The sequence below is a fragment of the Flavobacterium sp. GSP6 genome, assembly GCF_003984855.1.
Taxonomy (GTDB): domain Bacteria; phylum Bacteroidota; class Bacteroidia; order Flavobacteriales; family Flavobacteriaceae; genus Flavobacterium.
In genome coordinates, this window is sequence record NZ_RYDO01000005.1 from 132705 (window position 1) to 155152 (window position 22448).

A 22448-nucleotide genomic window follows, 5' to 3' on the forward strand; every position below is an offset into this window, starting at 1 on the left:
AACTCACTCACTTTGATTTCTAAAAACCAGTTTTCCATCAAAAGCATCTATCAACACAATGCTGTCGGTTGTTATTTTTCCGGATAGAATTTCTTTGGATAATTCATTGAGCACGTCTCTTTGAATCACTCTTTTCACGGGTCTGGCTCCAAATTGTGGATCGTATCCTTTCTCTGATAAGTAGGCAATAGCTTCCGGAGTCGCGTCCATCGTGATGCCTTGTTGTGCCAACATTTTGCTTACGCTTTTTAGTTGTAAACCTACAATTTGAGCTATATTTTTAGTAGTCAATGGCGTGAACATTACGATTTCATCAATACGATTGATAAATTCAGGACGCACCGTTTGTTTTAGCAACCCTAGAACTTCTATCTTGGCCAATTCTGTTGCCGCTTCCACACTTCCTTTTAGATTTTCGAATTTCTCCTGAATAATCTGGCTTCCCATGTTTGAAGTCATGATGATAATCGTGTTTTTAAAATCGGCTAAACGCCCTTTGTTATCTGTCAAACGTCCTTCATCCAAGACTTGTAGCAAGATATTAAACGTGTCCGGATGGGCTTTTTCAATCTCATCCAACAAAATCACAGAATACGGTTTTCTACGTACGGCTTCGGTCAATTGTCCGCCTTCATCATAACCTACATATCCCGGAGGCGCACCCATCAAACGACTTACGCTGTGGCGTTCTTGATATTCACTCATGTCAATACGGGTCATCGCATTTTCATCGTCGAACAGGTATTCGGCCAAGGCTTTTGCCAATTCGGTTTTACCAACTCCCGTAGTTCCAAGGAAAAGAAAGGTTCCCACCGGTTTTTTCATGTCCTGCAATCCCGCACGGCTTCTGCGCACGGCATCACTTACGGCTTCAATGGCTTCTTCCTGTCCTACGACTCTGTGATGCAATTCATCTTCCAGTTTCAGTAGTTTTTCTCGTTCGCCTTGAAGCATTTTCATTACTGGAATTCCGGTCCATTTAGCCACTACTTCGGCAATGTCTTCGCGGGTAACTTCTTCTTTTATCAACGAAGTTCCGGATTGGTTTTCTTGTAATTCCTTGAGTAAAATAGCTAAACGTTCTTGCGCTTCCTTGATTTTACCATACCGAATTTCAGCTACTTTTCCATAATCGCCTTCACGTTCTGCACGTTCAGCTTCGTATTTAAAGTCTTCAATCTCCGTTTTTACGGCTTGAATATTATCGACAACGTCTTTCTCTGATTTCCATTTGGCGTAGATTTCGTTGCGATCTTCTTTGAGATTGGCCAAATCCATTCCCAAAATTTTAAGTTTGCTTTCGTCTTTTTCTCGTTTAATGGCTTCAATTTCAATTTCCAATTGCATGATTTTTCGATCCAAAACATCCAGTTCTTCGGGTTTCGAATTGATTTCCATACGCAGTTTTGAAGCGGCTTCATCCATTAAATCAATAGCTTTATCTGGAAGAAACCGGTTGGTAATATACCGTTGCGATAGTTCGACAGCGGCAATAATAGCATCGTCTTTGATTTGGACTTTATGATGCGTTTCGTATTTTTCTTTAATTCCGCGCAAAATAGAAATAGCACTTTCGGTATCCGGTTCTTCGACCACAATTTTTTGGAAACGTCTTTCGAGTGCTTTGTCTTTTTCAAAATATTTTTGATATTCGTCCAATGTTGTGGCTCCAATGGCGCGAAGTTCTCCACGAGCCAAAGCCGGTTTCAGAATATTAGCCGCATCCATAGCGCCTTCGCCACCACCAGCTCCCACAAGGGTATGGATTTCGTCAATGAATAAAACTATATCGCCTTCGGCAGAAGTCACTTCTTTCACCACGGATTTTAATCGTTCTTCAAATTCTCCTTTGTATTTGGCGCCAGCAATCAAAGCTCCCATATCAAGCGAATAAACGATTTTATCTTTCAAATTATCTGGAACATCTCCATCTACAATTCGGTGTGCCAATCCTTCAGCAATGGCGGTTTTTCCCACTCCTGGTTCTCCCACGAGCATTGGGTTGTTTTTAGTTCTTCGGGTTAGAATTTGTAATACCCTGCGTATTTCCTCGTCACGACCAATTACTGGATCGAGTTTCCCTGCTCGAGCTAATTCGTTAAGATTTTTGGCATATTTATTTAAGGAATTATAGGTTTCTTCAGCAGATGCCGAAGTTACCCGTTCTCCTTTTCGCAATTCATCGATAGCAGCTTTTAGCCCTTTTCCGGTAACGCCCTGATCTTTTAATATTTGGGATACTTTACTTTTAGAATCAAAAATTGATAAAATTAAATGCTCCACAGAAACGAATTCATCATTCATTTTTTTTGCAATAATTTCAGCTTCGTTCAGCGTGGTGTTTGCAGTTCTGGAAAGCATAATTTCGCCACCAGAAACTTTTGGAAAACTCTGGATTGTACTGTTTAATATTTGAAGAAACAAGGGCACATTTACATTCAGTTTTTTTAAAATAAAAGGTGCCACATTTTCGTCGACTTCAAAAATAGCTTTAAAAATATGTTCATTTTCTATTTGTTGTTGCCCATAGCTTTGTGCCAATTGTTGCGAAAGCTGAATGGCTTCCTGGGATTTGATTGTAAATTTATTTATGTTCATGATGGTACATTGTTTTGTAGCTTTTACTTAACTTTACGAATTATATTCAATATATATTCCAATACAATAATACAGACAAATTGACGGAAAATTTATGATTGGTATCATACTTTAAAGTCAAAATGTCTTAAAAAAAGACAATTATGAGTTTTTTCAAAAATATTTTTAGTAGTTCAGACGACAAGGATTTTAAAGAAAACAAAATCAACTGGAATGAATTAACTGATTTGGTACAACTGGATGAAATTATCGCTATTTCAAATGAAAAACCGGTAGCCATTTTCAAACACAGTACTCGATGCAGTATAAGTAGAATGGCGCTAAAACAGTTTGAAAATGAGTTCAATAGTTCAGATAAAGTTACACCTTATTTTTTAGATTTAATAGCGCATCGCGATATTTCTAATGAAATTGTAAATCGTTTTGTAGTGACCCATCAATCTCCACAATTGATTTTAATTAAAGACGGAAAAGCCATTTATAATGTTTCGCACAGTGATATTGATGCGGAGGAGTTAGGAAGAAAAGTATAGTAAATAGGATTGTTTTAAATAGTTTACCGCAAATTCGCTAATTAATCACTGTATTAAATTAGCGAATTTGCGGTTTTATTTTTTAGACAAACCGGTAAAAATAATTAGTAGGAATCGTCCATTTTTTTCTTAATTTGATCTAAACACAAATTATTAATACTTCCTTCGTGTGTATGTTTGGTTTCTTTTGGAGATTGGAAAGTACCATTTTCTAATTGCTCAGCAACGGCTTTATACGCATCTCTAAAAGGCATTCCTGCAACAACCATTTCGTTTAAGGAATCTACCGTAAACAAATAATCGTATTTTTTATCGTCTAAAATGTGTTTTTTCACTTTAATGTCTTTAATCGCAAAAATAGCGATATCTAAACATGCTTTCAGGTTTTGAATTGCTGGAAATAAACCTTCTTTCAATAATTGTAAATCTCTGTGATAACCACTAGGAAGGTTGTTGGTAATTAAAGTAATTTCGTATGGCAATGCTTGAATCTTGTTGCATTTTCCACGAATCAATTCAAAAACATCCGGATTTTTCTTATGCGGCATGATACTCGAGCCTGTTGTAAGATGGGCAGGCAAAGTGATGAAATCAAAATTCTGACTCATATACAAACAAACATCCATAGAAAATTTTGCCAAAGTTGCAGCAACACTACTCATGGCAAAAGCAACCGTTTTTTCTGATTTTCCACGGCTCATTTGTGCCGCTACAGAATTGAATTTTAAGGTTTCAAACCCTAATTCTTTAGTCGTAAATGTTCTATCGATAGGAAAAGAACTTCCGTAACCTGCGGCCGAACCTAATGGATTTTGGTCTACAATTTTCAAAGCGGCATTCAGCATCGTTACATCATCAATTAAGGTTTCGGCATAGGCAGAAAACCACATTCCAAAAGAAGAAGGCATCGCAATTTGAAGGTGAGTATATCCTGGCAATAAAATATTTTGATGTTTTTCGGCCGACTCCATTAGCAAATCAAAAAGACTTTTTACTTGTTGCTTTAGTTCTTTAACCACGTCTTTTAGATACAAATTAACGTCTACCAATACTTGATCGTTACGAGAACGAGCAGTATGAATTTTTTTTCCGGCATCGCCTAATTTTACCGTTAATAGATACTCGATTTTAGAATGTACGTCCTCGAAACTGTCTTCGATTTCGAATTTACCGTTTTCAACGTCTCTTATAATTTCTTCCAAAGCCAAAACCAGAGAAACGGTTTCGGAGTCTGTTAGAAGACCAATTTGTCCAAGCATTTTTGCATGTGCTATAGAACCTAAAGCATCGTATTTTGCCAGCACTAAATCCAGTTCTCTGTCGTTACCAACGGTGAAATGTTCTATTTGTTTATCTGTTGGTATTCCTTTTTCCCAAAGTTTCATGATTTTTATTTTTTTTTCGTAGGGACAAGTCGCGACTTGTCCCTACAGATTATTATTATTTAAAAAAATCAGTTAGTATTTTGATATACAATTGAATTCCTTCTTCTATTTCGTTTATAAATATAAATTCGTCTGCCGAGTGTGACCGCAGGGTTTCACCAGGTCCTAATTTCAAGGATTGACAACTCAAAACCGATTGATCCGAAAGGGTAGGCGATCCATACGTGGTTCTTCCCAATGTTATTCCTGCTTGTACTAATTCGTGTGCAACAGGAATTGATGACGCATTTAAATGCATCGAACGTGGATTGACTTCGGCAGTCAAATGTTTTTTTACAATATCTAATATTTCTTGATTATTATAACGATCATTCACTCTGATATCGACAACCAAATGACATTCGGCGGGAACTACGTTGTGTTGTTTACCTGCAGTGACTTGTGTTACGGTCATTTTTACAGGACCTAAAACCTCCGATATTTTTTCGAATTGATAGCTGTTAAACCATTCGATAACGGGTATCGCATTGTAAATAGGATTGTCAGGATTGTTGTGTGCAGCGTGACTTGCAGTACCTTTTACGATGACATCGAGTACCAATAATCCTTTTTCGGCTACGGCCAATTGCATCAATGTAGGTTCTCCCACAATCGCACATTCAAGTTTCGGTAAATGTTTCAATACGCTGTTTAATCCATTTTTCCCGCTGCTTTCTTCTTCGGCTGAAGCTACCATCACAATATTGTAAGGCAGATTCTCATTCGAATAAAAATGTACAAAAGTGGCTAAAAGTGAAACCAGACAACCTCCCGCATCATTGCTTCCCAGTCCAAATAATTTGCCGTCTTTTACGATAGCTTCAAATGGATCATTAGTATAACCTTGGTTTGGTTTTACAGTATCGTGGTGCGAATTGAGTAATAGCGTAGGTTTGGTGGTATCAAAATGTTTATTGAAAGCCCAAATATTGTTATTCTCTCTTTCGAAAGGAATACTATTTTGTGTAAACCAATTTTCGATTAAAAGTGCAGTTTGGTCTTCTTCACTTGAAAATGAAGGCGTTTCAATCAGTGCTTTTAATAGCGAAATGGCTTCTTGTGTAAGGATTTCTATATTTTTCATACTTATTTTAGCCACGGATTCACAGATTTTTTTTTAATTGAAATAAAAAATTTTGTGCAAATCTGTGAAATTTGTGTTCAACTTTTTTTATAATTTGATGCGTGTGCAAATTGCCTTTGAATCTTTCAACATTCGGTGATGACCAATTTTTATTTTTTGAACTCCCTTGGATAAACTGTTGAAACAGTTGTCTAATTTAGGGATCATGCCAGAATGTATGGCGCCTTCGACTTTTAATTTAGAATATAATTCTTGATTTATGTTCTCAATTACGGAAGAATCATCTTCGGCATCATGTAAAACGCCGGGTTTTTCGAAGCAATAATTCAAAGTTACATCAAAAAATTCTGATAAAGCAATTGCCAATTCGCTAGCAATGGTATCGGCATTCGTGTTTAATAATTGTCCTTTTCCATCGTGTGTTATTGCGCAAAATACAGGAACTATTCCAGTTGAAAGTAATGTTTCTAACAATTCCGTATTCACTTTTTTTACATCGCCCACAAAACCATAATTGATTGTAGGATGGTTTCTTTTATCCGATAGAATTAAATTTCCATCAGCACCAGAGAACCCCATCGCATTAGTTGATTTTGATTGTAATTGGGTAACAATATTTTTGTTGATTTGACCTGCATAAATCATCACAACTACATCAAGCATAGCGGCATCGGTGATGCGTCTTCCATCAATCATTTGTGGAATTAAACCAATGCTTTCGGCCATTTTGGTAGCTGATTTTCCTCCGCCATGAACGAGTATTTTGTAGCCTTCAATCTTAGAAAAATCGGATAAAAATTGTGACAATTCCGTTGGGTTATCAATGATGTTTCCACCAATTTTTATGATTGAAAGGGATTTTAGGTTCTGGGTTTTGGGTTTTGGACTCATTTTTAATATTTTAAAAATCTTTTCTCTATTTTCCACTTTCTAAAATCTTCTGCAACACTAATTGCGCGGCATAGGTTCTATTATTGGCTTGTTCGATAACAATTGAATTTTCACTGTCAATCACATCATCCGTTACAATTACGTTACGTCTTACTGGCAAACAGTGCATGAATTTAGCATTATTGGTCAGCTTCATTTTATCGGCAGTTACGGTCCAGTTTGGGTCGGAATTTGTAATCTGACCATACTCGTTATAATTGCTCCAGTTTTTGGCATAGATAAAATCGGCGTTTTCGAAAGCTTTGTCTTGGTCGTATTCAATCTTGGAGTCTTTCGTGATTTCAGGATTCAATTCGTAGCCTTCAGGATGCGTAATTACAAAATCAGCCTCTTGTAATTGCATCATTTCCACAAAGGAATTGGGTACCGCTTGAGGTAAAGCTTTAGGATGTGGTGCCCAAGTCAAAACTACTTTTGGACGGTGTTCCGTTTTGTGTTCAGCCATTGTAATTGCATCGGCTAGTGATTGTAATGGATGTCCTGTAGCACTTTCCATATTGACAACCGGTACCGTGGCGTATTTTAAGAAACCCATAAGAACGGTTTCGGCATTGTCTTTTTCTTTGTCTACCAATCCGGCAAAAGCCCTGATGGCAATAATATCGCAATATTGAGAAACTACTGCAGCCGCTTCTTTAATATGTTCCGAAGCACCGGAGTTCATGATGGCTCCATCTTCAAATTCTAATGTCCAACCTTCGCTGGTGAAATTCATTACCATGACGTTCATTCCCAAATTCAAAGCTGCTTTTTGTGTACTCAAACGTGTTCTTAAACTGGAATTAAAAAACAACATTCCTAAGGTTTTGTTCTTACCCAGTTTTTTATTTTTAAGTGGTTTTTTCTTGATTTTTAATGCTTGTTTCACCCATTCGTCGAGCGAATCTATGTTTTGTATGGATATGTAGTTCATTATCTTAATTTGTTTAATCGGTTATTTACTTCGTCAGTTCGCTTTGCTCGTGTGTTTAATCAATTAACCGAATTAACGATTAACCGCATCAACATTTATACAATTTTAGTAAATGGTATTTCGTTTTTTAAAGCTTTTAAAATAAAATTGTCTTCCAAGCCATTTACAATCCAGGTTTCGATAGTAGCGGCTTTGGCGATTGCCGATGCTTCAATTTTAGACTGCATTCCGCCAGTTCCATGTGAGGATTTTGAATCGCCGATTTCTTTTTCCAATACTTTTAAATCAGTTACCAAAGAAATGGTTTCAGGAACGGCATCATGGATGGATGCTTTGGTATAAATCCCATTCGTATTGGTGGCGATAATCAGAAGGTCAACATTTAATAAAACGGCTGTCAGCGCAGCTAATTTATCATTATCACCAAACTGGATCTCATCCGTTGCTACGGTATCATTTTCATTGATAATTGGGATATAATTATTTTTGACTAACACATTGATGGTGTTTACGATATTTACTTTAGATTGTTCTTTTTCAAAATCAGAATAAGAAAGTAAACATTGCGAAATCAGCAATCCTAAATCACGGAAATTTTCATGATAAATCCGCATTAAATGTGGCTGACCAATCGAAGCTAGTGCTTGTTTTACAAAAACATCTTTGTCGTGGTTGTCCAGTTTTACAAATTGTTTGGCCGCAGCAATCGCGCCCGAACTCACAATGATAAACTCGTACTCGTTTTGTAAAGCCGCTATTTGCATTCCAATATCTTCAATCTTTCCTCTCGAAATGTGATTGGTTTCTTTGGTTAATGTATTGCTTCCTAACTTTAATAAAATTCTTTTTTTGGCCATTTTTATTTTTTGTTTAGACAAGTCGCAACTTGTCTCTACTAATTTTTACCTGATTTGTCCATTTCCGTAAATATACCACTTATTAGTAACTAGATGTTGCAAGCCGATTGGCCCACGTTGGTGTAATTTGTCCGTGCTTATCGCCAATTCGCCACCTAAACCAAACTGTCCTCCATCCGTGAATCGGGTAGAGGCGTTTTGATATACGGCTGCAGTATCTACATTTTCCATGAATTTCTGGGCAATTGCATCATTTTTTGTGATTATAGAAGCCGAATGACCTCCACAATATTTATTTATTTTGTCAATTGCTTCCTGATCCGAATTGGTTGTTCCAATAACAATTTTATAATCCAAAAACTCTTCGTACCAAATTAAATCCGATTCAATCTGAGGAACAGCTGTTGCTCTGGAAATGCTTTCATCTCCCAAAATCGTAACGTTTCTTTGTTGTAATTCGGTAGTTATTTTTTTTGCAAAAGCTTCCCAGTTTTCAAGATTAGTATCAATTAAAACTTTATCTAAAGCATTGCAAACAGATATGTTAGAGATTTTTCCGTTAATAATAATGTCTAGCGCTTTTTTTAAATCGGCTTCTTTATTTACATACACAAAATTATTACCTCGACCACTAATTATTACGGGACAAGTAGCGTGTTTTTTTACAAAAGCGATTAAGTTCTCGCCACCACGAGGAACGATTAAGTCCACTTTTTGTGTGGGTTTTTCTAAAAACGTTTGTGTTTCTTCCCGATTGTAATTCAAGTATTCCACCCATTCCTTTGATACATTGTTTGTTATTAAAGCCTGATGCCATAATTCCACAATTTTCAAGTTGGATTTCAAAGATTCTTTTCCGCCTTTCAATAGAATTTTATTTCCGGATTTAAAAGCGATTCCGCCAGCTTCAACAGTAACATCGGGTCTGGATTCATAAATAATCATTATGGTTCCAAAAGCCGCTGTTTTATTAATGATTTTCATTCCGTTTTCATGGTCGAAATTAAAACGTTCTACGCCAATAGGATCTTCCTGACTTGCTAATTGTTGCAGGGACAAAATCATACCGTCAATTTTGGCGTCATCAACCAATAAACGTTTTTCCATTGCCAAATCGTCTCCAGAATAATTATTGATATCCTGTTGATTTATAGTCTTAAGATTGGCTCTTTCTTGTTCAAGAAGTTCGGCCATGAGGCTTAAAACTGAATTTCGTTTTTCTATTGGTAATATGTGGTTCATTAGTTTTTGGTTTACTATTTTAGAAAAAAATCTAAGCATATAAGTCACATAAGTTTAGGAGCTTAGATGACTTATATGTTTAAAAAATCATTTCAATTCTGCCAATGTTTCTTTTAAAGCTATAATAAAGGTATCAATTGCTTCCTTCTTGATTGTCAATGGAGGAAGGATTCTTAATAAGTTTTTATTATTAGCATTTCCCGTAAAAATATGTTTGTCCATAATCATTTTTTTACGAAGTGTACTTACGTCAAAATCAAATTCTACACCTAGCATTAATCCTTTTCCTTTTACTTTAATAACTTCAGGAACTTGTTTGATTGCCTCTAAAAAATAAGCGTAAACGTCATTTACGTTATCCATTAAATTTTGGCTTTCAATCACATCCAAAACTGCTATTCCAGCAGCACAAGCCAAATGGTTTCCACCAAAAGTAGTTCCTAATAATCCATAACTCGCTGTGAATTTTGGAGAAATCAAGATTCCGCCAATAGGAAATCCGTTGCCCATTCCTTTCGCCAGACAAATAATATCGGCTTTGATGTCATGATGTTGGTGTGCAAAAAACTTTCCGCTTCTTCCGTATCCTGATTGCACTTCGTCCAAAATCAAAACGGAGTCGTAAGTCTCGCACAGTTTTTCTAATGCCTGAAAAAATTCAGTTGTACCTTGGTCTAAACCGCCCACTCCTTGAATTCCTTCGATTATAACAGAAGAAACATCTCCTTTTTTTAGTTCGTTTTCTACCAACTCAATATTATTCAAGGGCAAAAAAGTAACGATTTGTTGTGCATTGATTGGAGCAATAATTTTTTTGTTATCTGTTACCGCAACTGCCGCCGAAGTTCTTCCATGAAAGGAATTATCAAAAGTAATCACACGAGATTTATTGTTGTGAAAAGAGGCTAATTTCAAGGCGTTTTCATTGGCTTCAGCTCCAGAACTGCACAAGAATAAAGTGTAGTCTTCCAATCCTGAAAGTTTCCCTAATTTCTCTGCTAATTCTATTTGCAATGGATTCTGAATCGCATTGGAATAAAAACCAATATTATTCAATTGATTTTTTAATTTGGAAACATAATCCGGTTGGGTGTGTCCAATGGAAATTACACCATGACCGCCATATAAATCTAAATATTCCACACCTTTTTCATCTGTAATAGTACAATCTAGTGCTTTAACAGGTGTGATATTGTATAATGGGTAAACGTCAAATAAGTTCATAATAATCCTCCCCCTAACCCCCTCCGAAGGAGGGGGAATAAAAACTTGCAACGGGGGGTGTTGTTTTTATATTTATACTATTTTTTGCATTTCGTCTCCCTCCCCTTCGGGGAGGGTTGGGGAGGGGATTAAAATCCGCTTGGTTTCAAATGTAATCCTGTGGTTTCATCCAGTCCAAACAGTAGATTCATGTTTTGAATGGCTTGTCCTGAGGCTCCTTTTGTTAAGTTATCAATTATTGATGTTATCAATAACCGGTTTCCTTTTTTCATTAAACTAATAATACATTTATTCGTTTGAACCACTTGTTTCATGTTGATTCCAGTGGTGGTAATAGTTACGAAAGGCTGGTCCTTGTAAAAAGCCTCATATTTAGCCACTACATCTTCCAGGTTTTCTTCGATTGTTGTGTATAATGTTGCGAAAATCCCTCTGGCAAAATCCCCTCTGTTGGGAACAAAAATCAATTCACTGGTATAATCCGCCTGCAATTGATTGACACTTTGGTTTATTTCGCCTAAATGTTGGTGTTCAAAAGCTTTATAATGCGACATGTTATTTGATCTCCAACTGAAATGTGTTGTTTCCGAAGGTGAAACTCCGGCTCCCGTACTTCCGGTTGTGGCATTGATGTGAACATCAGTCGTAAGCATTTCGTTTTTAACCAATGGTAGTAATGCTAGTTGAATTGCTGTCGCAAAACAACCTGGATTAGCTATAAATTGGGCGTTTTTTATATTCGCTTTGTTTAATTCTGGCAAACCGTAAACGAAAGATTTTCCGTTGAAATTTTTGTCTTTTGTTAATCTGAAATCATTTCCTAAATCGATGATTTTGGTGTGACTCGCAAATTGATTTTGCTCTAAAAACGATTTTGATTTACCATGACCTAAACACAAGAAAACTACATTCACATTTGGATTTACAGTATCGGTAAAGTTCATTTCGATATCACCCATCAAATCGTGATGCGCGACATGAAGTGGTTTTCCGGCGTTTGTCGTGCTGTACACAAAATCAAGTGTAGCATTGGGATGAAACATCAATATTCTGATGAGTTCACCCGCAGTATAACCTGAACCGCCAATTATTCCAATATTAATCATAATCTTATTTTTTAAACGTACTAGAATTAATCCTTATTGGAGTAATTCGATTTGTATTATTTTTTAACCACATAGATACATAGATTTTATTAATTTTATATAGCGTTTCACTTATTGGAGTAAAATATAGCTTTGTGTAACCAAGAATTGGTCTGTATAAGTTCTTTTTTCTATGTTTCTATGTGGTTAAATTTTATATTTGTTGATTAATTCAGAATTTCAATTAATCATGGGTCAGTTTATTTACAGATGAAAATATGTTTTGGGCATTCCCCAGAATTTTGATAAATCCTTTGGCATCGTCAGATGTCCAAGCGTTGTTCATTTCACCGTATTGACCAAACGTAGTATTCATTAAATCATTTTCAGATTCAATTCCGTCCAATGTAAAGTGATATGGTTTTAGAGAAACGATAACCGTTCCATTTACAGTCGTTTGAGTGTCTTCTAGGAAAGCCTCGATGTTTCTCATTACAGGGTCCAAGAATTGTCCTTCATGAAACAACATTCCGTACCAGTTTCCCAGTTGTTCTTTCCAGTATTGTTGCCATTTACCTAGCGTATGTTTCTCTAACAAATGGTGTGCTTTGATGATGATTAAAGGTGCAGCGGCTTCAAAACCAACTCTTCCTTTAATTCCAATAATGGTGTCGCCTACGTGCGTGTCTCTACCTATAGCGTAAGCGTTTGCTAGTTTTTCTAAGGTAACGATGTTTTTTGTTGGGGTATCCAATGTTCCGTTGATGCCTACTAATTGTCCTTTTTCAAATTGTAGAGTCACTTTTTCTTCACCCGTTTTTTGCAATTGAGAAGGGTACGCTTCACTTGGTAAAGTTTGATTTGACGTCAATGTTTCTTTACCGCCTACGCTTGTTCCCCACAATCCTTTATTGATGGAATATTGTGCTTTTTCCCAAGAATAATGAACTCCATTTTTAGATAAATAATCCACTTCTTCCTGTCTTGATAATTTTAAATCACGAATAGGAGTGATTATTTCAATTTCGGGAGCGATGGTTTGGAAAATTAAATCAAAACGAATTTGGTCATTTCCTGCGCCAGTGCTTCCGTGAGCAATCGCTTCGGCACCAACAGATTTTGCATATTTAATCGCTTCGATAGCTTGAAAAACACGTTCGGCACTTACTGATAATGGATAGGTATTATTTTTTAATACATTTCCATAAATCAAATATTTAATGGATTTGTCATAATATTTATCAACGATGGTAAGATTTGTATGCTGCGCACTTCCTAATTCGTAAGCTCTTGCTTCAATAGCGGCTAGTTCGGCATCATCAAATCCGCCTGTATTTATAAGAACGGTATGAACTTCATATCCTTTTTCGTTTTTTAAATATTTTAGGCAATATGAGGTATCTAATCCTCCGCTATAAGCTAATACAACTTTTTTCATAATTATTGTTTTTTCTTCCCCCCAGCCCCTCCGAAGGAGGGGGAGCCGAAACTGGCAAAGGGGAATTTTTTGTTATGATTATTTTATTTTTCTCTTTGGCTCCCTCCCCTTCGGGGAGGGCTGGGGAGGGGGTTATTTTTTTAAGAAAAGCGCTTCTTTAATTGATTTTAATCGGTTTGATATTTTGACATTAAAGGGGTGCTTAGGCGGATCTTTAGGCTTTTCTTTTGGGTCATAAAGCATTCCGGTGCATAAACACATTTTGTTGTCTTTACTTTTTAGAATTTCATAATTGGTACAGGTTTGACATCCTTTCCAAAAACTTTGATCGCTCGTCAATTCTGAAAAAGGAACAGGTTTATACCCCAAATCGGAATTGATTTTCATTACCGCTAAACCAGTGGTGATTCCAAAAACTTTAGCCTCTGGATATTTTTTTAACGAATAGTCAAAAACAAATGATTTAATTTTTTTTGCTAAGCCTAGATTTCTGTAATCCGGATGTACAATCAACCCGGAATGTGCTACAAATTTTCCGTGTTGCCAACTTTCGATATAGCAAAAACCGGCAAATTTCCCGTTGTCTAATGCGATAATGGCGTCTTTGTTTTCCATTTTTTTCTGGATGTATTCAGGAGTTCTTTTAGCAATTCCCGTACCTCTCAATAGTGCGGATAATTCTATGGTTTCGCATATTTCCTGCGAATATTTATAATGTTCTTCCTGAGTTGTTATGATAGAAATGTTCATGTCAAAAGCTGGATTTTTGAGTTATAAAATGATTTAGGGGTCTTTTTTGAAGTGCATTTTTTCTAAAATCTATTGTTTTTTCAAAACGGGTCAGGGCAGTACAATAAAATGAATTAAAGTGCACTAATGATGCCTTAGTTTTAATTTGTGGATAGATTGATCCAGTGAAAAATAGCGGTAATTTCAAAACAAAAAAATAAAATGAATAAAGATACGAAACAGCTTTTGGGTACTATATCGATAGCATCCGTACTTCGGGAGAAGTAGAAGGTCTGTTTTTCCGTGACAAAGAAGTTATATGTACACTTATTGTATTCATTGATACAAAAGTACACATATTTTTATAACACAACGCTACTTTTATCTTTTGTAACAAAGTTTTAATAGATTGTTGTTTTTTTTAATCCAAGAAAAACGCATTTACAGGCATAAGTATCAAGGCGTTTATCGAATAGTAAAGTCTTTAAAACATCAGTTTCTAAACTTGTTTTGGTTGATAATTTCTTTAATTTTAGATTTTAAATCTTCTCCAGTGTCATAAACCATTTGTTCGCTACTAGGAAAAGGAATTGGACTTCTGTCAAAATAAGAATAATTATCATCAGTGGCGAGTCGGTCTCCTTTGTAAGTGGCATTTATAGTTTTGAGGTTATCCACCATAACAACTTTCCTTTTTCGTCTAAAACTTCTTTCCCATTAGTATCAATCAGTTTTTTGACACTGTCTTTGATGATGCGTTCTTTTACAAATTATCTTTCTTTAATTTGCTCTGGCGAAATATAAATTTATCTAAAATGGATTGCCATTCCATAATCATACCCAATTCCTTTTTGTTTGTTGCTGAGGTAAACAGTCCATTTATCGTTTAATCCCAATGTGCAGAAGTCCAACAAATCATTTTGAAGACGAACCGGAATAATCATGTTCGTTTCGTTTTTAGTGAAAACCGAAACATAATCAGAACCTTTAAATTCAGCCTCATCCAGCAAATAAACATATTCCTGCTTGCTTTTTTTGTCTTTATTGATATTCAAATTCGAAATCGCATTATCAATTGTCTGATCGTAATTTCCGGAGCTTAACAAGTTTTGGGTTTGCTTTACGCCACATGAGGAGAGTAGTACAAAAAAGGAGAATAAAAAGGTGATTTTTTCCCTGTGGTTTAGTATTAAATAATGGTGTTGTTCCGGCAGTTTATTTTAAGTGGATTTTTTTTTGTTTTTAGTTTAATGCTTAAAAAAAGCCATAAAAAAACCCAACAAAAAGAGTACAATTGTTAGGTTTTTGAAGGAGTATTTTATTTTTTATTTGCGAACAAAAGGAGGGAGCAGTTTGCTGGAAACTTCACCAAAGCCAATGCGTACTTGTCCGTTTAGACAATATCCTTTCATAATAACAGTATCATTATCATTGATGAATTTACGTTCAGTTCCATCCTTTAGTTTTATAGGATTTTTCCCGCCCCATGATAATTCTAACATGGAACCGTAACTGTCCGGTGTAGGGCCTGAAATGGTGCCAGAGCCCATCATATCGCCAGAATTTACACGGCAACCATTAGAGGTATGGTGTGCTAATTGCTGGCTCATGGTCCAATACATATATTTGAAATTCGAACGTGAAATCACAGTTGCTTCTGATTTTTCAGGTTGTATGGCTACTTCTAAATTAATGTCAAAAGAATGTTTTCCTTTTTGTTGCAAATAGGGAAGTGGCGTCGGTTCTTGTTTGGGTCCTCTTGTTCTAAAGGGATCCAAAGCATCCATAGTAACAATCCAGGGTGAAATAGAAGTGGCAAAGTTTTTTGCTAAGAAGGGGCCTAGCGGCACGTATTCCCATTTTTGAATATCGCGAGCACTCCAGTCATTCAATAAAACCATTCCGAAAATATAATCTTCGGCTTCGGATACTGCAATATTTTCTCCCATGATATTGACATCCGTAGTGATAAAAGCGGTTTCCAGTTCAAAATCAACAGAACGGGAAGGCCCAAAAACAGGTGTGGTTTCACCATTAGGTAAGGTTTGTCCCATAGGTCTGTGTACAGGAATTCCGGAAGGAATAATGGTAGAACTTCGCCCATGATATCCTACAGGAATGTGAAGCCAGTTGGGCAATAATGCGTTTTCAGGATCGCGAAACATTTTTCCTACATTTGTAGCGTGTTCCTTGCTTGAATAAAAATCCGTATAATCGCCAATTAATACGGGTAACTGCATTTCTATATCTTCCATTTCAAAGATGATTATATCTCTGTCTTTGGTATTATCTTGTAATTTCAGATTTTTTTCGTCAAAAATTTCAGCAATTCGGTTTCGAACCAAACGCCAGGTTTTTTGGCCGTCTGAAATAAAATCATTTAAAGTGTCCTGCATGAACATATCATCGGTCAGTTCTATACCTTCAAAATAATTTAATTGTTGTAAAGCACCCAAATCGATTGCGAAATCTCCAATTCTAGTTCCAACTGTTACGATGTTTTCTTTGGTTAAAAAAACACCAAAAGGAATATTTTGAATGGGAAAATCACTATTGAATGGTACTTCTAGCCAGGACTTTCTATTGGTATCGTTAGCTGTTATCGGCATATTTTGTTAATTATTTTGTTAAAAAATTACTCATCAAATATATTATAATCTAACTATTAACCAAACGTTTTTTTGTATTTTTGCATCAAAATTAACGAAAATCAAAGAAATGCAACGCGACGAACAAATTTTCGACCTTATTCTGGAAGAACAAGAAAGACAAATTCACGGATTAGAACTTATCGCTTCGGAAAACTTCGTAAGTGATGAAGTAATGGAAGCAGCTGGGTCTGTTTTAACTAACAAATATGCTGAAGGGTATCCTGGCAAAAGATACTACGGCGGTTGTGAAGTAGTTGATGTTGTGGAACAAATTGCTATTGATCGAGCTAAAGAATTATTTGGTGCTGCATATGCAAATGTACAGCCACATTCTGGTTCTCAAGCCAATACAGCGGTTTACCACGCTTGTATCAAACCAGGAGATAAAATTTTAGGTTTTGACTTGTCTCATGGTGGGCACTTAACGCATGGTTCTCCTGTAAATTTCTCGGGACGTTTGTATACTCCGTCTTTTTATGGTGTTGACAAAGAAACTGGACGGTTAAATTACGATAAAATTCAAGAAATAGCCACTAAAGAGCAACCAAAACTAATCATCGCAGGCGCTTCGGCTTATTCTCGTGATATGGATTTTGAGCGATTCAGAGTAATTGCTGATAGTGTTGGCGCTATTTTATTAGCAGATATTTCTCACCCTGCCGGGCTTATCGCCAAAGGCTTGATGAATGATCCATTGCCCCATTGCCATATTGTAACTACTACAACTCACAAAACATTGCGTGGCCCTCGTGGAGGATTAATTTTGATGGGTAAAGATTTCGAAAATCCATTTGGTTTAACCACTCCAAAAGGAGAAATCAGAATGATGTCTTCCTTATTAGACTTGGCCGTTTTCCCAGGAAATCAAGGTGGTCCGTTAATGCATATTATTGCTGCAAAAGCAGTCGCGTTTGGCGAAGCTTTGAAAGATGAATTTTTTACCTATGCGTTACAATTGCAAAAAAACGCAAATGCAATGGCAGATGCTTTTGTAAAAAGAGGGTACGAAATCATTTCTGGCGGCACGGACAATCACATGATGCTAATTGATTTAAGAAATAAAAATATTTCTGGAAAAGATGCTGAAAATGCATTGGTAAAAGCAGAAATTACTGTGAATAAAAACATGGTACCTTTTGATGATAAATCACCATTTGTAACCTCAGGTATTCGTGTAGGAACTCCAGCTATTACCACTCGTGGTCTGGTTGAGGAAGATATGGAAACCATTGTGGCATTAATAGACCGGGTATTAATGAACCATACGGATGAAGATATTATCGAAGAAGTAGCCAATAAAGTAAACGAAATGATGAGCGAAAGAGCTATCTTCGTATACTAAAAAATACGTCTTAAAGGTTTTAAAGTCGAAAGTCGAAAGTCTTTGATTAGAATTTAATATTCTGTCTTAGTTTTTGGCTTTCGACTTTATGACTTTATGACTTTCTAACTTTAAGACTAAAAAAATGTCCGTACTACGATTAAAATTACCAACAGATCCCAGATGGGTCAATATTGTAGAAAAAAATATTGAGGAAATCCTCACAGATCACGCTTGGTGCGAACAGAAAGCAGCCACAAATGCGATCACAATAATCACCAATAACTCCGAGCATCAGGATCTAGTGAAGGATTTATTGGCTTTGGCCAAAGAAGAACTTGATCATTTTGAGCAAGTACATGATATTATCATTAAACGCGGCCTAAAGCTGGGACGCGAGCGTAAGGATGATTATGTCAATGAACTGTATCTGTACATGAAAAAAAACGCTACCGGAAACAGGATTTCTGCTTTAGTGGAACGGTTATTGTTTTCAGCTATGATAGAGGCCAGAAGCTGTGAGCGTTTCAAGGTGCTTTCAGAGAATATCAACGATGAAGAATTAGCTATTTTTTATAGGAATTTAATGGAAAGCGAAGCAGGACATTATACCACTTTTATAACCTATGCACGTAAATATGGGGTAGGAATCGATGTTGAAAAACGATGGAGAGAATGGCTGGAATTTGAGGAGAATGTTATAACAAATTATGGAAATAAAGAAACAATTCATGGATAAAATCTATTTTCTGTGTTTGTGTTTTTATTTTAAATAAATTTATATTTGCGTAATTATACTAGTAATCAGTAATTTGTGTTTTATTTCTTTTTAAAGAATGCTGTTTTAATTCTAAACTATTTTTTTTTGCTGTAAATTTATATTTTTTGATTTATATTTATGTTTTTAAATTTAATTCTAACAATTATCTATTGCTATGAAGCTCAATTTTAATTATGATGGAAACATAGCTTGCAGGGCTATATTGCAAGAGCAATTAGAAAAATTAGAGATTAATTATCAACTTTTAGACTTAGGGCAAATTGAAATTGTGGATGCTATTTCAGAAGAGAGTTTGAACGCACTTCAGGATGTTTTAAAAAAATATGGGATTCAAATTATCAATAATCCAAAAGCACAATTAATCCAAAAAATTAAAGATGCTATTATAGAAATAGTGTACGATAAAGATAAATTTCCGGACGTAACGATATCTCAATATTTAGCAGACAAACTGAACTTCAGATATGGGTATATCACTAATGTTTTTTCAGAATATACCCATACCTCTATTGAGAATTTCATTATTATTCAAAAGATTGAAAGAGCAAAAAAATTAATAATTGAAGAGAAACTGACTTTAACGGAGATTTCGTATGAGTTAAACTATAGCAGTGTAGCCTATTTGTCTACGCAATTTAAAAAAGTAACCGGATTAACTCCTTCCTTGTTTAAAAGAATTGTAGGTAAAAGAAGGAAATTATCAAACAAAGAATAAATAAAATTTAAAAAATAATTCCCTATTTTATGATTGCACACCAAGATTCAATGCATATTCTTCTGGCTGATGATGACGAAGATGATCGCACTTTTTTTAGTGAAGCTTTGCAAGAACTCAAAATGAACAATGATTTAACGCTGTTTAAAGATGGTAAAGATCTGATGGATTATTTAGAAAATCCATTAAGTAAGTTGCCTCATGTTTTATTCTTGGATTTGAATATGCCCGGAAAAACAGGACTGGATTGTTTGAATGAGATTAGAGCCAACAGCCGATTTAAAGAGGTTTCAATTGCAATATATTCTACTTCTTCCTCAGAGAAAGATATTGAAGATACTTTTATTAAAGGAGCCAATATTTATATTAAAAAGCCAAATGACTTTATAATGTTGAAAAAAGTAATCAAGGAAGTTGTACACATGAATTGGCAATTTCATTCTTCAGGACTAAACATAGAAACTTTTTTCTTTAGCATATAAAAAAGAATAAATGAAAATTTTAGGACTATATAAAAATTCTCAAGTCTTTAAAATAGCATTGGCCATTGCAATTGTTGTGGTTTGTTATATTGCTTCAATGTTTTATTCTCAAATGGAAAAACTGGATTCAACAGTTGAATTAATTGCAAATTCAAATGAAACCCAAATCGAATTAGAGAAACTTTTGTCGATTATTAGTATTTACGAAACGAGTTTGCGGAGTTTCATCATAACAAAAGAAGATAGCTATATTGAAAATCGGTTTTTGAGCAGAGGAAAAATAGAAGAAAGCATCAAAAAGTTAAAAGAGTTGACCGCTAATAACGCTTTGAGAAATAAAGATATTGAACAGCTCGAAAAAATCATCGATTACCGCTTTAAGTTATTCAGACAAACCTACATTATTGCTAAAAGTAAAAATTCCGGCCCGATTGATTTAAATGCAAAGTTACTCGAAAGTAGTAAAGTCACTGAAGAAATGAAATCCTTTGTGACCGAAATTATATTTTCGGAAAGTAGAAAAACAAAATTTCAAAATGACAACCATCAATTTGAATTGCAGGACTCCTTAATTACGGCTTTTTTATTAGTCATCCTCTCGCTTTTGATTTTATTGCTTTCCTTTCAAAAAATGAATGTTGATATTGACGAACTCAAAAAAGCAAATGACGCATTAAATTTACTAAACGAATCCTACAACGCTGCAGAAAAAACAGCAGGTTTTGGACATTGGATGGTTAATATAGAAACAAAAAAGTATACTTTTTCAGATAATTTATTCCGTTTAATGGGAGTTGAGCCTAAAGCTTTTGAACCTAATATTGAAAATTCGATTCCGTACATACATCCCGATGATTTAGAATATGTAACTAAAGTACACCTGGATTCTTTGATAAATCACCAGTCGACTTCCATGATATTTCGGTTTTTAACACCAAACGGCGATATCAAATATATTATGGGTGTTGGAAGTTTTACTACTAATGGAAAAGGAGATTTAATAAAAATTGGGGTAAATTATGATATCACTAATCAATATAAAAAAACACTTGAATTAGAAGAAAGTAACAAAGAACTAAAATATATTAATACAGAACTGGAAGCTTTTAATGACATTGTAAGCCATGATTTGCAAGAACCGCTTCGTAAGATTCAAATGTTCATTTCCAGACTGGAAGAAAAAGAATTGGACTTGATTTCACGACAAGGGAAGGAATATTTTTCTAAAGTACGCGTGGCAGCTAACAGAATGCAAACGTTATTAATTGATTTAGTCAATTATTCCAGAACTATAAAAGGCGATAAAGTTTTTCTAACAACGGATTTGAATGTAGTTTTGGGCGAAATACTCCAGGATTTATCATCAAATATTGAAGAGAAAAAAGCCGAAATTCAAATAGGTAAATTACCAACCATTACTGCAATACCTTTTCAAATTAAACAGCTCTTTATTAATTTGATTTCCAATTCACTTAAATACAGCAAGGAAGATACTGCTCCTGAAATCAGTATCACCTCTAAAAACATTACGGATAAAGAAGTCCGTGAGTATAAAATAAGCAACAAAGACGAGTATTATAAGATTGTTGTTGCTGATAACGGAATAGGTTTCAAACAGGAATATGCCGAAAAAATATTTCTTTTGTTCAAGCGTTTGGAAACTGATTCTAAATATTCAGGAACCGGGTTGGGATTGGCTATTTGCAGTAGAATTGTAGACAACCACAATGGTTTTATACAAGTAAAAGGGAAGCCAAATGTAGGGGCTAAATTTTATATTTTTATTCCAAAAGGGGAAGTGATTTAATTAAATTACAAAAAAATAGAATGGTAACAATATCAGAAGCTACTACGAAAGATTTAAAAACCATTCAGGAGATTGCCTATAAAACTTGGCCTCAAACCTATGGAGCCATATTGTCAAAAGAACAAATTGACTATATGCTTGAACTCTTTTATTCAGAACACGCATTACTTGAAAATTTGATCCAAAAAGGACATCGTTTTCTTTTGGTACATCAGGATGAATTTTGCCTTGGTTTTGCCTCTTATTCACATAATTATTTAGCGCAAAACCTAACGCGGCTGCACAAGATTTATTTGCTTCCAGAAGCACAAGGAAAAGGAGCAGGGAAGCTATTGATTGATACAATTGAAAATTTGGCTAGAGAAAATAATTCGGTTGCGGTCTCTTTGAACGTAAATAAATTCAACAACGCATTGTCTTTTTATAAAAAAATAGGGTTTGAAATTGTTTCCGAAGAGGATATTGAACTAAAGCACGGGTATAAAATGGAAGACTACAGAATGGAAAAAAAGCTATAATCACCAAAAATTGCTTATTGAACAACAGCAGGAGAAGTTAGGAAGAGTGCGTATACTTCCGGAGTTATAAAAGCAGATGACAGTACACCACCATA

The 22448-nt window shown here is 35.3% G+C and carries 21 protein-coding genes; 7 read left to right on the forward strand and 14 right to left on the reverse strand.

What is annotated here, in order from left to right; all coding sequences use genetic code 11:
- Positions 1 to 3 precede the first annotated feature (3 nt).
- Positions 4 to 2598: an ATP-dependent chaperone ClpB gene (gene clpB / locus EKM03_RS07430; RefSeq protein WP_126576343.1), complete on the reverse strand. Its 2595-nt coding sequence runs from the start codon at positions 2596 to 2598 to the stop codon at positions 4 to 6.
- A gap of 143 nt (positions 2599 to 2741) precedes the next feature.
- Here clpB and ytxJ point away from each other — a divergent pair, with 143 nt between their 5' ends.
- Positions 2742 to 3131 (forward strand): bacillithiol system redox-active protein YtxJ, encoded by a 390-nt coding sequence (gene ytxJ / locus EKM03_RS07435; RefSeq protein WP_126740103.1) that lies wholly within the window; start codon positions 2742 to 2744, stop codon positions 3129 to 3131.
- Positions 3132 to 3235: 104 nt separating this feature from the next.
- On the opposite strand, the gene argH is transcribed toward ytxJ, so the two are convergent.
- From argH to fahA, 13 genes are all read right to left on the reverse strand, one after another.
- Positions 3236 to 4516 (reverse strand): argininosuccinate lyase, encoded by a 1281-nt coding sequence (gene argH, locus EKM03_RS07440; protein ID WP_126576342.1) that lies wholly within the window; start codon positions 4514 to 4516, stop codon positions 3236 to 3238.
- Between the two features lie 55 nt (positions 4517 to 4571).
- Positions 4572 to 5639, reverse strand: a complete 1068-nt coding sequence (locus EKM03_RS07445; protein WP_126553672.1) for a M20 family metallo-hydrolase — start codon at positions 5637 to 5639, stop codon at positions 4572 to 4574.
- Between the two features lie 87 nt (positions 5640 to 5726).
- A complete protein-coding gene (gene argB / locus EKM03_RS07450) occupies positions 5727 to 6530 on the reverse strand; it encodes an acetylglutamate kinase (RefSeq protein WP_126564236.1) in 804 nt (267 codons plus the stop codon).
- Between the two features lie 25 nt (positions 6531 to 6555).
- Positions 6556 to 7503 carry an N-acetylornithine carbamoyltransferase gene (locus tag EKM03_RS07455; protein ID WP_126740104.1) on the reverse strand — a complete coding sequence of 316 codons (948 nt, stop codon included), beginning with the start codon at positions 7501 to 7503 and terminating at the stop codon, positions 6556 to 6558.
- Between the two features lie 95 nt (positions 7504 to 7598).
- The gene (proB, locus tag EKM03_RS07460) at positions 7599 to 8360 is read right to left on the reverse strand and encodes a glutamate 5-kinase (protein WP_126568479.1); all 762 of its coding nucleotides are present in this window, start codon (positions 8358 to 8360) and stop codon (positions 7599 to 7601) included.
- 45 nt (positions 8361 to 8405) lie between these two features.
- Entirely contained in the window at positions 8406 to 9602 is a 1197-nt protein-coding gene (locus tag EKM03_RS07465; RefSeq protein WP_126740105.1) for a glutamate-5-semialdehyde dehydrogenase, read from the reverse strand.
- Between the two features lie 87 nt (positions 9603 to 9689).
- Entirely contained in the window at positions 9690 to 10826 is a 1137-nt protein-coding gene (locus EKM03_RS07470) for an aspartate aminotransferase family protein (protein ID WP_126740106.1), read from the reverse strand.
- A gap of 128 nt (positions 10827 to 10954) precedes the next feature.
- A complete protein-coding gene (gene argC, locus EKM03_RS07475; protein ID WP_126740107.1) occupies positions 10955 to 11932 on the reverse strand; it encodes an N-acetyl-gamma-glutamyl-phosphate reductase in 978 nt (325 codons plus the stop codon).
- Between the two features lie 223 nt (positions 11933 to 12155).
- Entirely contained in the window at positions 12156 to 13349 is a 1194-nt protein-coding gene (locus EKM03_RS07480; protein ID WP_126740108.1) for an argininosuccinate synthase, read from the reverse strand.
- 132 nt (positions 13350 to 13481) lie between these two features.
- A complete protein-coding gene (locus EKM03_RS07485; protein ID WP_126462824.1) occupies positions 13482 to 14099 on the reverse strand; it encodes a GNAT family N-acetyltransferase in 618 nt (205 codons plus the stop codon).
- Positions 14100 to 14570: 471 nt separating this feature from the next.
- Positions 14571 to 14759 carry a hypothetical protein gene (locus EKM03_RS15470; RefSeq protein WP_143392182.1) on the reverse strand — a complete coding sequence of 63 codons (189 nt, stop codon included), beginning with the start codon at positions 14757 to 14759 and terminating at the stop codon, positions 14571 to 14573.
- Positions 14760 to 14884: 125 nt separating this feature from the next.
- Positions 14885 to 15184, reverse strand: a complete 300-nt coding sequence (locus EKM03_RS15475; protein ID WP_317125232.1) for a hypothetical protein — start codon at positions 15182 to 15184, stop codon at positions 14885 to 14887.
- Positions 15185 to 15403: 219 nt separating this feature from the next.
- Positions 15404 to 16687 carry a fumarylacetoacetase gene (gene fahA, locus EKM03_RS07495; protein ID WP_126562355.1) on the reverse strand — a complete coding sequence of 428 codons (1284 nt, stop codon included), beginning with the start codon at positions 16685 to 16687 and terminating at the stop codon, positions 15404 to 15406.
- A 109-nt stretch (positions 16688 to 16796) separates the two neighbouring features.
- Here fahA and glyA point away from each other — a divergent pair, with 109 nt between their 5' ends.
- The 6 genes from glyA (at position 16797) to EKM03_RS07525 (ending at position 22353) form a co-directional block, all read left to right on the forward strand.
- Positions 16797 to 18071, forward strand: coding sequence for a serine hydroxymethyltransferase (gene glyA / locus EKM03_RS07500; RefSeq protein WP_126553685.1), 1275 nt, complete (start codon positions 16797 to 16799; stop codon positions 18069 to 18071).
- 124 nt (positions 18072 to 18195) lie between these two features.
- Positions 18196 to 18789, forward strand: coding sequence for a tRNA-(ms[2]io[6]A)-hydroxylase (locus EKM03_RS07505; protein ID WP_126462815.1), 594 nt, complete (start codon positions 18196 to 18198; stop codon positions 18787 to 18789).
- Between the two features lie 196 nt (positions 18790 to 18985).
- Positions 18986 to 19546, forward strand: a complete 561-nt coding sequence (locus tag EKM03_RS07510) for an AraC family transcriptional regulator (protein ID WP_126462812.1) — start codon at positions 18986 to 18988, stop codon at positions 19544 to 19546.
- A 29-nt stretch (positions 19547 to 19575) separates the two neighbouring features.
- On the forward strand, positions 19576 to 20028 hold the full coding sequence (locus tag EKM03_RS07515) for a response regulator (protein WP_231507360.1): 453 nt from the start codon (positions 19576 to 19578) through the stop codon (positions 20026 to 20028).
- 10 nt (positions 20029 to 20038) lie between these two features.
- Positions 20039 to 21835 carry an ATP-binding protein gene (locus EKM03_RS07520; protein ID WP_126740109.1) on the forward strand — a complete coding sequence of 599 codons (1797 nt, stop codon included), beginning with the start codon at positions 20039 to 20041 and terminating at the stop codon, positions 21833 to 21835.
- Between the two features lie 20 nt (positions 21836 to 21855).
- A complete protein-coding gene (locus EKM03_RS07525) occupies positions 21856 to 22353 on the forward strand; it encodes a GNAT family N-acetyltransferase (protein ID WP_126462807.1) in 498 nt (165 codons plus the stop codon).
- Positions 22354 to 22448: the final 95 nt, after the last annotated feature.

Bases quoted from the DNA above. Each gene is read 5' to 3' on its own strand.
- clpB (WP_126576343.1), bottom strand. From the start codon at position 2,598: ATGAACATAAATAAATTTACAATCAAATCCCAGGAAGCCATTCAGCTT.
- ytxJ (WP_126740103.1), top strand. From the start codon at position 2,742: ATGAGTTTTTTCAAAAATATTTTTAGTAGTTCAGACGACAAGGATTTT.
- argH (WP_126576342.1), bottom strand. From the start codon at position 4,516: ATGAAACTTTGGGAAAAAGGAATACCAACAGATAAACAAATAGAACAT.
- EKM03_RS07445 (WP_126553672.1), bottom strand. From the start codon at position 5,639: ATGAAAAATATAGAAATCCTTACACAAGAAGCCATTTCGCTATTAAAA.
- argB (WP_126564236.1), bottom strand. From the start codon at position 6,530: ATGAGTCCAAAACCCAAAACCCAGAACCTAAAATCCCTTTCAATCATA.
- EKM03_RS07455 (WP_126740104.1), bottom strand. From the start codon at position 7,503: ATGAACTACATATCCATACAAAACATAGATTCGCTCGACGAATGGGTG.
- proB (WP_126568479.1), bottom strand. From the start codon at position 8,360: ATGGCCAAAAAAAGAATTTTATTAAAGTTAGGAAGCAATACATTAACC.
- EKM03_RS07465 (WP_126740105.1), bottom strand. From the start codon at position 9,602: ATGAACCACATATTACCAATAGAAAAACGAAATTCAGTTTTAAGCCTC.
- EKM03_RS07470 (WP_126740106.1), bottom strand. From the start codon at position 10,826: ATGAACTTATTTGACGTTTACCCATTATACAATATCACACCTGTTAAA.
- argC (WP_126740107.1), bottom strand. From the start codon at position 11,932: ATGATTAATATTGGAATAATTGGCGGTTCAGGTTATACTGCGGGTGAA.
- EKM03_RS07480 (WP_126740108.1), bottom strand. From the start codon at position 13,349: ATGAAAAAAGTTGTATTAGCTTATAGCGGAGGATTAGATACCTCATAT.
- EKM03_RS07485 (WP_126462824.1), bottom strand. From the start codon at position 14,099: ATGAACATTTCTATCATAACAACTCAGGAAGAACATTATAAATATTCG.
- EKM03_RS15470 (WP_143392182.1), bottom strand. From the start codon at position 14,759: ATGGTGGATAACCTCAAAACTATAAATGCCACTTACAAAGGAGACCGA.
- fahA (WP_126562355.1), bottom strand. From the start codon at position 16,687: ATGCCGATAACAGCTAACGATACCAATAGAAAGTCCTGGCTAGAAGTA.
- glyA (WP_126553685.1), top strand. From the start codon at position 16,797: ATGCAACGCGACGAACAAATTTTCGACCTTATTCTGGAAGAACAAGAA.
- EKM03_RS07505 (WP_126462815.1), top strand. From the start codon at position 18,196: ATGTCCGTACTACGATTAAAATTACCAACAGATCCCAGATGGGTCAAT.
- EKM03_RS07510 (WP_126462812.1), top strand. From the start codon at position 18,986: ATGAAGCTCAATTTTAATTATGATGGAAACATAGCTTGCAGGGCTATA.
- EKM03_RS07515 (WP_231507360.1), top strand. From the start codon at position 19,576: ATGATTGCACACCAAGATTCAATGCATATTCTTCTGGCTGATGATGAC.
- EKM03_RS07520 (WP_126740109.1), top strand. From the start codon at position 20,039: ATGAAAATTTTAGGACTATATAAAAATTCTCAAGTCTTTAAAATAGCA.
- EKM03_RS07525 (WP_126462807.1), top strand. From the start codon at position 21,856: ATGGTAACAATATCAGAAGCTACTACGAAAGATTTAAAAACCATTCAG.